This is a genomic window from Labrenzia sp. VG12 (assembly GCF_002237595.1).
In the GTDB taxonomy this organism is placed as follows: Bacteria; Pseudomonadota; Alphaproteobacteria; order Rhizobiales; family Stappiaceae; genus Roseibium.
Genome location: NZ_CP022529.1, coordinates 5,841,226 through 5,853,243, shown reverse-complemented (window position 1 = coordinate 5,853,243; position 12,018 = coordinate 5,841,226). Strand labels below are relative to the sequence as shown.

Below are 12,018 nucleotides of genomic sequence, written 5' to 3'. Positions count from 1 at the left end.
GAACAGAGCGGTTGGGCGTCAGGAAACCGAGCGCATGTCGGAAGGGTTCCTGGGCGCCGTGCTGGGTGACCGGTCTTCCCAGTCTTCCTTGCGGATCTGCGCAATCCTCATCGGATTGGAGTCCGGTTTCCCAAAATAATAGCCCTGCATCGTGTCGCAGCCGAGCGTACGCAGGGCATCGACCTGGAACTGGCGCTCGACCCCTTCTGCCGTCACTTCCAGTCCAAGATTATGCGCCAGGGCGATAATGGCCGAGATGATCGCAAGGCCGTCGCTGCGCTCGCCGATCTCGTCCACGAAGGACTTGTCGATCTTGATCTTGTCGAACTTGTATTGCCGCAGGTAGGACAGTGACGAGTATCCCGTTCCAAAATCGTCCAACGCGATCTTGATGCCGCGATCCCGCAGTTTCTCCAGCTTGGCCGCGGCAGAACCGAAGTCACGCAGGAAGACCGATTCCGTGATTTCCAGGACGAGGCGTTCCGGCGGAAAACCGGTTTCCTCCAGGACCGCACAGACATGATCAACCAGGTTTGGATCCATGAACTGGACCGGCGACAGGTTGACCGCGACACTTTCCAGATCGGGACAAAGAGCTGCCGCAGCACACGCCTTCTTCAGGACCCAACTGCCCAGCGGCAGGATGAGCCCGGCATGTTCGGCAATCGGGATGAACGTATCGGGTGGAATCTCGCCACGGACCGGGTGCAACCAGCGCACCAGAACTTCACTGGAGACCACCTCCCCGGACCTGGCATTCACGATCGGCTGGAAATCGACATTGAGTTTTTCATATTCGAATGCCTCACGCAGATCCGATTCCAGCTCCCGGCGCTCGAGAACTTCGCGCTCCATTTCATATTCAAAGGCGAGCGCGCGTCCCCTGCCACCTTCCTTGGCCTTGTAGAGCGCAATGTCGGCCTTGCGCATCAGGTCGTCCAGCGTGTCCCGACTGTCGCGGAACCGCGTGTAGCCAACGGTTGCGCCGATCGCAAAATCGCGCCGGCCGATCCGGAACGGCTTGCGAGCGGCGCTGACCAGATCATTGGCAAAAGCCAGAGCAGCCTCGTCGCTCTCGAACCGGCCAAGTGCGGCAAACTCGTCCCCTCCAAACCGGGCCAGAACCGTCGTCTCGCCGCCGATCACCTTGAACCTGCTGGCAACCTGCCGCAGCAACTCGTCACCTGCCGGGTGGCCACTGGTGTCGTTCACGACCTTGAAATTGTCCAGATCAATCAGGAACAGGGTCAGCGTGTCGTCACTGAAACTGGTCTGGCTCTCCAGCCGCATCTCGGCCTGTTTGAGGAACCAGCTTCGGTTGCCGATACCGGTCAGAGAATCGTGTTCGGCAAGGTGAGAGACCAGAGCGTTCGCCCTGCGCGTTTCAGTTACGTCGGACGCCACCCCGCGATAGCCCGCATAGGAGCCATGTTCATCAATGACCGGTCGCGCGGCCAGGGACCACCAGCGCTCCTCGCCCTGTACGTCAATGCCTATGACGATGTCCCGAAACGCCTCTTGCTCGTCAAACGCGTTTTCCAGCCTGACCAGCGCCGTGCGTGCTTCGGCTTCGTCGAGGGAATAGGCCAGATCGACCATGCGCTTGGTTTCAAGCTCCGACCGCGTGCGCCCACTTGCATGCAGGAACCGGTCAGAAATGTTGCGGAGAAGACCCGCGCTGTCGGCTTCCCAGATCCAGTCGCTGGCCTTTTCTTCAAATTCGTTGAGCAACAGGGCGATCAGCTCGCCACGCTGCTCGAGTTCCGCTTCTGCCAAAAAATGCGAGGCAAACAGCCAGCCTGCGGAAGCCACGCTGCAAATGACAACCATCGTGTAGCTGGTCAGCAGCAAAAACAGCATCAAGATGTCAGCGCTCGGTCCGATCGCAAGAGACACCAGCGACGCCAGATAGAGGATCCCCACCCAGCGGAACGCGGCCTGTGGGACTGTGGCCAACGTAAACCCGCCACCACACAGCATGCCGATCGTCACGCAGGAGGCCATCCAGATCCCATTGGCGTTCCCAGAGACAAAGGCGGCAATTGGCACCACCGCCCAGAAGCTGCTGAAAACCGTTGCATGCAAAACGGCTTTGTTGAGCGCGTTTCGGGACACGAACTCGACGGGCTCTTTGCGGGACTTCAACCACTTGTGCGTCGTGAACGCCAGGAACCCGCAAATGCCGATCAACCAGGCAGCAAGATACTCGACCGGCAGAAAGGACCGGAACGACAGTGCAATGACAATCGTGTTGATGACATTGGCGAAGATGATGAAGGGCGTCAGACGCGCAATGCTGGCAATCTGTGCCGCACGGACCTTGCGCGCCACCTGCTCGTCGACGACCGGGTGACCGAAGGCGAGCAAAAACGCTTTCGTGGGATTGCTTTCTTGCTTGCCAGCCTGTTCCGGGCCCTGGCTGCGACTCACAGCAGAAAACGATTTGCCCGGCCTGAAAAACGCCATGCAAATGGTCGCAAGGATCAGTGTCCAATTGGAGCTGAGCCGCATTTTGTCTCCGCAATAGGGTCCCGCACTGTGCGGCGCACAGCCCCACGAAGACGATTGTTACCGCCATTCCCTGAAATTCCGGTAAAAGAACTGGTAGAAATCAGGAGCCTTGAAATTCAGCCGGTCGGGCTGTCCGAGCGACGCAGGGAAGACGGTTCAGGTCCGTCTTTCCAAACAAAAACGGCAGGTCAATCCCTGCCGCCCAAGTGCTCTTCAGGAGATGGTGCCGAAGACAGGCACATATTTAGGCGACCAGGGACAGCCCTAGGGAGCGTTCGCAGCTTCCGTAGCCTCGCCGCCCAACTGCCACTGACCTGCCTCGATTTTGGAGGCGGCAATCACGGCCTGGGTGCGGCTTTCCACGCCCAGCTTCTGGAGAATGGCGGAAACATGCGCCTTGACGGTCGCCTCTGACACCGACAATTCATATGCAATCTGTTTGTTCAGCAGGCCTTCGGACAGCATCATCAACACCCGCACCTGTTGCGGGGTGAGCGTTGCAAGGCGTTGCACGAGGTCACCACTACCATCGTCCGCCGTCAGGTCGACATCGGGCGGCGTCCACATATTGCCGGTCATGATCTCGGAAATCGCTTCCCTGATCACCTCAATACCGTGGGACTTCGGAATGAAACCCGAGGCGCCGAACTCCACGGCCCGCCGGATCGCCTGCGGGTCCTCATTCGCGGAGACCACCACCACCGGCACCCCGGCATATTGTGCCCGCAGATACATCAGCCCGGAAAAACCGCGCATTCCCGGCATCGACAAGTCCAGGAGAATAAGATCGACGTCACCGTCCTTTTCCAGGCTGGCGGTCACGTCTTCCAGCGCGCCTGCTTCCTCGATCGCAGCAGTCGGGTACTGCGTCTCGATCGTCTGGCGCAGCGCACCGCGAAACAGGGGATGATCATCTGCGATAATGAACCGATACGACGTCGCCGACACCTTGCTGTTCCTCCCTCGAGGGCCTTGAGTTCGCTCTCCCTGCTCAGAGAGACCGTGCGCTCGTTCCTCCCAGCGCTCAGTCAGACCAGATTTCTCAGGCAGAGCCCTTTTGTTGCGGCCTTTGAGAAGTATGTTTGCAACACCGATAACGCGCAAGTCAAACAATGCTTTCGGACTAGGCGTGAACGACCTCCGATTTGCGACCCATCCGCCAGGACCTTCAACATGGTGACAACAAATTTTGAGCTGATTCAGGGACCATGAACCAACCAGGTTGCAAGTTCTCGACTTGAACCTGTCAGTTCTACGAAGTCCGTTCTTGAAATTGCGCTTAGCGTTCTCTCGAAAATCAAGCCAAAGAATTGCAAGGCACCCTGAAAGACAACTCATGATTAGTGAGATAGCAAATTCAGTTGAATAATAAACTTCAGTTGCGAGCAATTCGTCGGATACACTCGTTTTCCATAGTCTGAATTTGCGGTTGCTATTCATTGCAAAGACAGCAACAAATGACCTGCCTCTGGTGGGCCTAAAAACAATATCACTGAGTGCGCGAAACCATACTATGACCATCCAAACCACCCTATTGTCGTTTGTAAATCGCTGGGAATGCGACGAAAATGATCACCTGAACGTCCAGTTTTACTTCAGCCGGTTTGACGAGGCAGACCGGCAGTTCAGACTGCTATCCGGGCTCAGTGAAACGCTGGTCGGCGCCCGCCGTGTCCGGCATGTGCGCTTTCACGCAGAACTGCGGACAGGAGATCTGATCACCGTTCATTCCAGCATTGCCTTTGACGGCCCCCATATGCTGACGGTGATTCACGAACTGCGTGACGGCGCCACCGGAGAACTGGCGGCAACCGCCCTCGATGGCTATGAACCAAGCGCGAACTCAGCCAAGACGCTGAGACAGCGTTTCAAGGCATTTCAGACGTCGATGATCGACGAGGCAGCGCCACGCGGCATTCCGGCCGGGCCAGCGAACCCGCGTGTAACAATTGCCAACCTGGAAGCCAAGGGTGCACAGATTGCCTATCGTGGCACCGTCCTGCCGCGGGATGTTGGCGTGGATGGCCGGGCGGACGACCGGTTTGCGCTGTCCTGCTGCACCGACGGTGTGGCCCATGTCTGGCAACGCACGCCAATGACCCACGCCTACCTGACCGAAAACGGATTTGGCCGGGTCGCAGTGGAAATGAAGCTCACCTGGGCCACCCCGCTGAAATCGGGCGACACGATGATTGTCCTGTCCGGCTTTACCGGCGTCAGCGCAAAGACATTCGCCATGCGTCATCACCTGTTTGAAAGCCGGACAAGCCGGCTTGTGGCAACGCTCGACGTGATTGCCCTGACCATGGATCTTGAAAAAAGAGCGGCCGTGGAGCTGCCTCCGGAGGCGCATCAGGCCATCAACAAGATGCTGATCGACTAAGGCGCTTTTCCGGCTCAGTTCCCCTCGCCGTCAAGGTCCTTCTGCAGGTCGCGGACCATGCCGAAGAAGCGCCGCATTGCGCTTTCGGTAAAGGTGAGAACCTTCTCAAGCTCCTCATCCTCTTCGCTCAAGAGCGACGTGGTGTCATCCTTGTCCCGTTCGGAGCGGTCCAGAGCGGATCCGGGCGGCAGTTGCCGGTCCGGGCCGCCATCCCCACTCTCCAGCTGTTCAAGCCGGGCACTCAGGCGGTCCACTTCGCCAGCAAGTTCGCTGATCTCCGCAAGGTAGGCTTCTTCGGCAAGCGGAACGGGGTTGCAGCGCCAGGCGTCATTGCGCTCCTGGCAGATCGACACCGTGCCATTCTGACGATCCACGCGCAGGATCTCGTCATCAACGGCGACCAGGGAGAACCGGTCCGGTCTGCCCTCGCTTACGGCTTCCGCATCAGCTTGGGACATGTTGTCCTGCGCAGCGGCCCCAGCACTGAGCATCAGCGCGGTCAGTCCACCGGCAATCAGCGTCTTCAAGGTATCACGTGTCATCATGTCGCCTTTCCGATGCCGGCAGGCACCGGCTGTGTTCAGGTGTTCAAGACCTGACATGATTCCATGGCCAAAGCACGACCAATCCCGGCTTTTTCGCCAAGTGTCACCAGAGCGTCACCCTGTTTCACGCGGCAGCAGGGCTTCCAGTGTTTCCAGCCGGTCCGCCTCGGCAGCCGGTTTGTCCCAACGAAGGCGTGCGATCCTGGGAAACCGCATGGCAACACCCGATTTGTGACGCCCGGACCGATTGAGACCCTCAAACGCCACTTCCAGAACCAGGCCCGTCTCGGGACCGTAGGCCACTTCCCGCACAGGGCCGAAGCGGTTGGTCGTGTTGTTGCGCACGAACCGGTCGATTTCCCTGAGCTCTTCGTCGGTGAAGCCGAAATAGGCCTTGCCGACGGGCACAAGTTCGAGCCCGTTGTCCCCGTCTCGCCAGACACCGAACGTGTAATCGGAATAGAAAGACGATCGTTTGCCGTGACCTCTTTGTGCATACATCAGGACAGCGTCGACCAGATGCGGCTCGCGCTTCCATTTGAACCATTGCCCCTTTGGGCGGCCCGGCACATAGGGTGCATCCCAGCGTTTCAGCATCAGACCTTCAACGGCCTCCGCGTCGGCCTCAGCCAGATGATCCTGCGGAGCTGCACGCGCCGCCGTGATCTCCTCCCAGCTGGCCACCTCCACCATTGGCGAGAGGTCAATTCGGGGATTGGAAAGTCCTTGCACGAAATCTTCAAGCAGCTTGCGACGGTCGGCGAGGGGACGGTCGCGCAGGTCCGTCCCCTCCAGGGCCAGAAGGTCATAGGCACGGATCGCGGCAGGGTACTCGCGCAACAGTTTCGGGCCGGCCGTCTTGCGATTGAGCCGCTTCTGCAGATCGGAAAACGGCCTGACCTTGCCCTCCGACACCACCAGCAGCTCTCCATCGATCGATGCTTCGAAGCCCAGCAGGTCGACTATGTCCGGAAAGGCTCTGGAGATATCCTCACCCGTCCGGCTGAAAAGGCGCCTGACCTCCTGGCCATCGGAGGTTTTTCCCGCAGCGGCCTGAACCCGAATGCCGTCCCATTTCCATTCAACTGCAAAGTCCGCCGCCGCGAGCTGTGGTGTGTCCTTTTCGACATCAAGCGGGTGGGCCAGCATCGCCGGACGGAATGGCGCCGGATCATCAGTCTCGGGCGGGCCGGCCCTTCCCTCGGCCCAGGCGAACAGGGGTTCGTACGGGACCTTCAGCCCGTGCCAGACCTCCTCGACCCGGTCCACTTCCAGTTCACCCAAGCGTGCCACGGCAGACTTCGCCAGACGCGCCGATACGCCCACACGCAATCCACCTGTCACAAGCTTGAGCAAGGCCCATCGCCCTGTTTCATCAAGCGCATCCAACCAGCCGGCGAGCAGACCAGGCACGTCTGTCTTTCCAGACCCGGCAAGCATCTCGACGACCTGTGCAAGACCCGGTGCATCCGGCGACGCGGCGGCCAGAGACCTTTCCTGTCTTGGCCACATGAGCGCGATGGTCTCAGAAAGATCGCCGACAAAATCATAGGAAAGCGCGAACAGCTGCGGGTCTGCCCGCTCACTGATCAGGCCTCTGAGAAGAGCCGGTTTGGCATGTTTGAAGGACAGTCCGCCGGTCAGAGCTGCCAGGGCGTATCCCCGGTCAGGATCGGGCGTGTCTCTAAAATAGCGGACAAGCAGGGCCTCCTTGGCAAGGCGGCGCGGCTCCAGGGAAAGCCTGTCCAGTAGTTGGGAAAAGCATTGCATCAAAAAAGATCCAACCGGGAAAGTTGCGCGCACGCAAGTCTTTCCCGGTTAGATACAATTTTGCATCACTGTTTCAAGCAGACAGCCAGTCAGGCTGCGGCGGATTTCTCGCCCATGGCATGCAGGAACTGCAAACCGACGATGTCGTCTCGAACCCACTTGATTTCCATCGAATAGGCATTGCCAGACTGGTCTTCATAAGTCAGCTGCAGGCCTTCATGTGCGCCTTCAAAGTTCATGACACCAATGCCGCCTTCGGAGCTGTTCATCAGGCGCGTTTGATACGAGCGACCATCACTGGCCACCAGCGTCACCCGCTGCCCCATCTCCTGCTTGCGGCTGGCCCGACGGCGTTCCTCGACGTCGCGAGTCATTTCTTCCAGGAAGCCCTCAATGCCGTGCGCCATCTGATCGGCGACCTGCTTGACCTCACCGGCGATGCGGTCAACCGATTCCGCTTCGCTGGCGGTCGCCTGGATCGCCTGGTCCACGGTCTCTGCGCTGTTGACGGCATTGCTGGTCTCGCTGGCCGCCATGGTGATGCTCTGCGAGATCTCCTGTGTGGCAACGCTCTGCTCGCCAACGGCCGCCGTGATGGCCCCAGTGACTTCACTGATCATCTCGATGGAACCGGTGATCCGCCTGATGGACTCCACCGCCTCGTCGGTCAGACCCTGAACGGACGAAATCTGGCTTGAGATTTCCTCGGTCGCCTTTGCTGTCTGCGTCGACAGTTCTTTCACTTCTGCGGCAACCACCGCGAAGCCCTTGCCGGCTTCCCCGGCCCGCGCGGCCTCGATCGTTGCGTTGAGCGCCAGCAGGTTGGTCTGTTCCGCAATGGCGCGGATCATCTCGACCACCGTTCCGATTTTTTCGACCGCCTCGGCCAGGCTGGAGACGCTTGCATCCGTGCGCTTGGCGACATCCGTTGCCTCGTCGGTTGCGCTCGAGGCCCGTTCCGACTGGCTCATGATTTCCTGGATGGCGGCGGACATTTCCTCCGCTGCAGCGGCAACCGTCTGAACATTGTTGGAAGACGAAGCCGATGCGTTCTTGGCCTGGGTTGCGGCACCCGAAGCGTCCTGCGAAATGGCACGCACCCTTGACGCAATATCGGTCATGTCGCCGGTCTTCTGGTTCACGTCGCCTGTGACGCTATCCATCAGTTCTTCAAATTTCCTGATCAGGTCCTCGACATGGTTCTGGCGCATGCGCTCCTTGTCGCGCTCCTTCGCCGCTTCGGCTTCCAGCGACGCCCGCACGCGCGCATTTTCCTGGAAGATCTTGCCAGCGCGCGCCAGATCGCCAATCGCATCCGAACGTTCTGCCAGCGGCATCTTGAAGTCGGTGTCGCCTTCCGCAATCCGAACCAGGTTCGTCGTCAGCGAGCCCAGAAGGCCGTTGACGTTGCGCAGCGTCCAGATGCAGATCGCAAGAGTAACAAGAATAACAATGATGGTTTCGGCAAATACATAATTCAGGTGCGTGTCTGCGGCAGCGGCAATTTCAAGGGCTCGTGCTTCAGCGGCCTTGAGCATCACATGCGACGCGTCGCGAATGAGATTGAGACGTTCTGTGGCCTTGCCGAACCAGACGGACCCGTCAATACCCTGACCGTCCTTCGTTTCCGGCAGCGTGCGCAGCACCTTGCGCCACTCCGTCACCTGATCGACGGCCGGTCCTGATACCAGATCTTTGTAGGTGGCAAGTTCTTCCGGGGTGGCGACGCGCTTGAAGTCGTGGAGAAACGCCCCCTCGACCGACAAACGGTCAAAATAGGCCAGATAACGTTCGTGTGGGACTTCGCCGGTCTTTGCCACGATGGTGAACAGTTGCCCGCCGATTGCACGCTCGAGACCACCCGCTTCAATCGCTTCGGTCAGCAGCAGGAATGGGGTCATCTGCTCCGCATAAATATGATCCGCGCTGGCGTGCTGGGCCTCCTGAACAATATTGATCAGGCTGTGCACCTTGCCGGAGTAAAAGGCAATGTTGCCCTTGCCGTCGATGGATCTGGAATCGATGCCAGACCTGTGCCGAGCAATTTGGTCGAGACTCTTGCTGGCCTCCCGGACTTCCTTGAGGAGCTTTTCATTCGCGACCTCGAAAGACGACACAAAGGCGGTCATGTCCGCAACGGCCTTGTCGGTTGCAAGCCGCTGCTTGTCCAGAGCAGACCGCGGTCCTGAAGCGTAGTCGGTTGCCAGCATTACGGCCGTGCGCCCTCGCTCTTTCTGAAGCTCGTGCAAAACCGCTTCGGCCTTTTCCGCGACGACACTTGTCGGATAGATATCCGATGCAACCTTGCTTTCGGTATAGGCCTCGTTCAGCGCGATGAAACTCGCGATCGCGTAAGCGACCAGCGGCACGATCGCCAGCAGCGCAATTTGTGCGCGAATGGACTTCAGCATCAATAGCCCCCAAACCTGGACATCTCATCTGATTAACGCGGAGGCAGGTTAATTTTTTCAATAACCTAGAGGTGAAAAAATAGGCAGCATTATACCCTCAGTATAATTGCCAAGGCAATTTGTTCGCGGTTGCAATATCCCTGGTCAATCTATGCAATATCGCCTGGGCAGGTGTGAAACTAACAGGATGGACGGCGCGCCCAAATGGCTATATAAGCCGCGGCCATCCAAGGGCACGTGTGGTATTTGCCCGATCCGGTAGACTGCTGATTGGCATGCAGATGATCCGGAGCAGTTGAAAGATCTTTATGTCCGATTTGACTTCCGTCGCCCCGGCCCTTCAGGCCGCGCTGGCGAAACGCGGCTATGAAAGCCTCACCCCCGTCCAGGAAAGCGTGCTTACCGACGCACCGCCCGAAGCGGACCTCCTGGTGTCTGCCCAGACCGGTTCCGGCAAGACCGTCGCCTTCGGTCTGGCCCTCGCCCCGACACTGCTGGGCGAAGATGACAAGCTCGGCCAGGCAGGCGCTCCGGTCGCCCTTGCCATTGCCCCGACACGCGAACTGGCGTTGCAGGTCAAGGAAGAGCTGACCTGGCTCTATGCCGATGCAGGCGCTGTCACCACATCCTGTGTTGGCGGCATGGATCCGCGCACAGAACGGCGCGCGCTGGAACGCGGTGCCCATATCGTCGTCGGCACGCCGGGCCGCCTGCGTGACCATATCGAACGCGGCGCGCTTGACCTGTCGGAACTCAAGGCCGTCGTTCTCGACGAAGCCGACGAAATGCTCGACATGGGCTTCCGCGAAGACCTGGAATTCATCCTGGATGCCGCGCCCTATGACCGGCGCACGCTGATGTTTTCCGCCACCGTTCCCCGCCCGATTGCCGAGCTCGCCAAGCGCTTCCAAAAGGATGCGGTGCGTCTGTCGACCATCAACGCCCGCGAACAACATGGCGACATCGACTATATCGCCCATCCGGTTGCACCCAACGAGCGCGAGAATGCGATCATCAATGTGCTGCGCCTTTACGAGGCGGAGAAGGCAATTGTCTTCTGCTCAACCCGTGAAGCCGTCAGCCGCCTGACGTCACGCCTCGCCAACCGTGGTTTTTCCATTGTCTCGCTCTCCGGCGAGCTCAGCCAGGAGCAGCGCTCCAGCGCCCTTGCGGCCATGAAGGATGGCCGCGCCCGGGTCTGTGTTGCAACCGACGTTGCCGCCCGCGGCATCGACCTGCCCAATCTGGATCTGGTCATTCACGCCGACCTGCCCACCGGTAAAGCAGCCCTTTTGCACCGGTCCGGCCGGACCGGACGCGCCGGCCGAAAAGGCACATGCGTGCTGATGGTTCCGTTCCCGCGCCGCCGCCAGGCAGAGCGGGTCCTGCATTTCGCCGGTATCACCGCGACCTGGAAAGGCGCGCCGACTGCCGACGACATCCGGGCCAAGGACAAGGAACGGCTGCTGGCCGACCCGGCTCTCACCGTGGAGCTGGAGGATGAAGACCGCGCCATCGCCCTGGAACTTCTGGCCTTGCACAGCCCGGAACAGCTTGCGGCAGCTTTCGTGAAACTGCGCCAGTCCCGCCTGCCGGCACCGGAAGACGTCTCCGATCTTGACGAAAGCTCGCTTCGGGGCCGCGATGCCGGTTCCAAGGGCGGCCGCAGCGCCGAGATCACCGGCAAGTTCGAGGACGGCATCTGGTTCTCGCTGTCACTTGGCCACCGCCAGCGCGCCGAACCGCGCTGGATCCTGCCGATGATCTGCCGTGCCGGTCACGTCACCAAGAAGGAAGTCGGCGCGATCAAGATCTTCCAGAACGAACTCTACTTCGAGATCGCCGGCAACCACGGCCAGCGTTTCAATGAAGTGATCAAGCGTGACGGCACCGGTGAAGACAATGTCACCATCACGCTTCTGGACGCCCGCGGCGGCAAGATACCGGCTCCGCCGAAGGAAAGCGGTTTCCGTCGCGACCGCTCCGGCCCGCCCAGGCGCCGCCCGCGCGGTGCGGATGCGCCGGACTATGAAAATCTCGGCCGTGAAGACAGTCTGAAGAAGGACCGCCCCAAGCGCGGCCACAAGGACAAGTTCGACGGCCCGCGTGGCAAGAAGCGGCGCCACTCCGACGATGACGCCCCGCCGCATCACCCGGCTTACGAGCCGCTCGACATGAAGGCCCTGGCCCGGGATCTCGACGGCGGCGACCAGCCGGCACGCAAGGGCCGGCACGGCGATGCGGAGGACGGTGACCGCCGCAAACCGCGCAGCCGTTCTGCGGCCAAATCCGCTCCGCCAAAGAAAAAGGCGGCCAAGAAAAACAAGCCGTCCCGCTCCGAACGCAAGGCGGCGAAGTCCAAGTCCTGATCAAGTCAAAAAGCCGGCGGCACAAACCG

Annotated in this window: 7 protein-coding genes; 2 read left to right on the top strand and 5 right to left on the bottom strand. The window is 59.9% G+C overall.

The window, feature by feature from the left end; genetic code table 11:
- Positions 1 to 18 precede the first annotated feature (18 nt).
- Both CHH27_RS26990 and CHH27_RS28410 read right to left on the bottom strand, forming a co-directional pair.
- Positions 19 to 2,367, bottom strand: a complete 2,349-nt coding sequence (locus CHH27_RS26990; protein WP_208988400.1) for a bifunctional diguanylate cyclase/phosphodiesterase — start codon at positions 2,365 to 2,367, stop codon at positions 19 to 21.
- Positions 2,368 to 2,775: 408 nt separating this feature from the next.
- Positions 2,776 to 3,459, bottom strand: a complete 684-nt coding sequence (locus CHH27_RS28410) for a response regulator transcription factor (RefSeq protein WP_094074346.1) — start codon at positions 3,457 to 3,459, stop codon at positions 2,776 to 2,778.
- A gap of 565 nt (positions 3,460 to 4,024) precedes the next feature.
- On the opposite strand from CHH27_RS28410, the gene CHH27_RS26980 reads away from it, so the two are divergent.
- A complete protein-coding gene (locus tag CHH27_RS26980) occupies positions 4,025 to 4,894 on the top strand; it encodes a thioesterase family protein (RefSeq protein WP_094074345.1) in 870 nt (289 codons plus the stop codon).
- A gap of 14 nt (positions 4,895 to 4,908) precedes the next feature.
- Here the strand turns inward: CHH27_RS26980 and CHH27_RS26975 are convergent, their stop codons facing one another.
- The 3 genes from CHH27_RS26975 to CHH27_RS26965 form a co-directional block, all read right to left on the bottom strand.
- The gene (locus CHH27_RS26975; protein WP_208988399.1) at positions 4,909 to 5,439 is read right to left on the bottom strand and encodes a hypothetical protein; all 531 of its coding nucleotides are present in this window, start codon (positions 5,437 to 5,439) and stop codon (positions 4,909 to 4,911) included.
- A 114-nt stretch (positions 5,440 to 5,553) separates the two neighbouring features.
- Positions 5,554 to 7,209 (bottom strand): cisplatin damage response ATP-dependent DNA ligase, encoded by a 1,656-nt coding sequence (locus CHH27_RS26970; RefSeq protein WP_094074344.1) that lies wholly within the window; start codon positions 7,207 to 7,209, stop codon positions 5,554 to 5,556.
- 89 nt (positions 7,210 to 7,298) lie between these two features.
- Positions 7,299 to 9,620: a methyl-accepting chemotaxis protein gene (locus tag CHH27_RS26965; protein WP_094074343.1), complete on the bottom strand. Its 2,322-nt coding sequence runs from the start codon at positions 9,618 to 9,620 to the stop codon at positions 7,299 to 7,301.
- 308 nt (positions 9,621 to 9,928) lie between these two features.
- On the opposite strand from CHH27_RS26965, the gene CHH27_RS26960 reads away from it, so the two are divergent.
- Entirely contained in the window at positions 9,929 to 11,989 is a 2,061-nt protein-coding gene (locus tag CHH27_RS26960) for a DEAD/DEAH box helicase (protein WP_094074342.1), read from the top strand.
- Positions 11,990 to 12,018 lie beyond the last annotated feature (29 nt).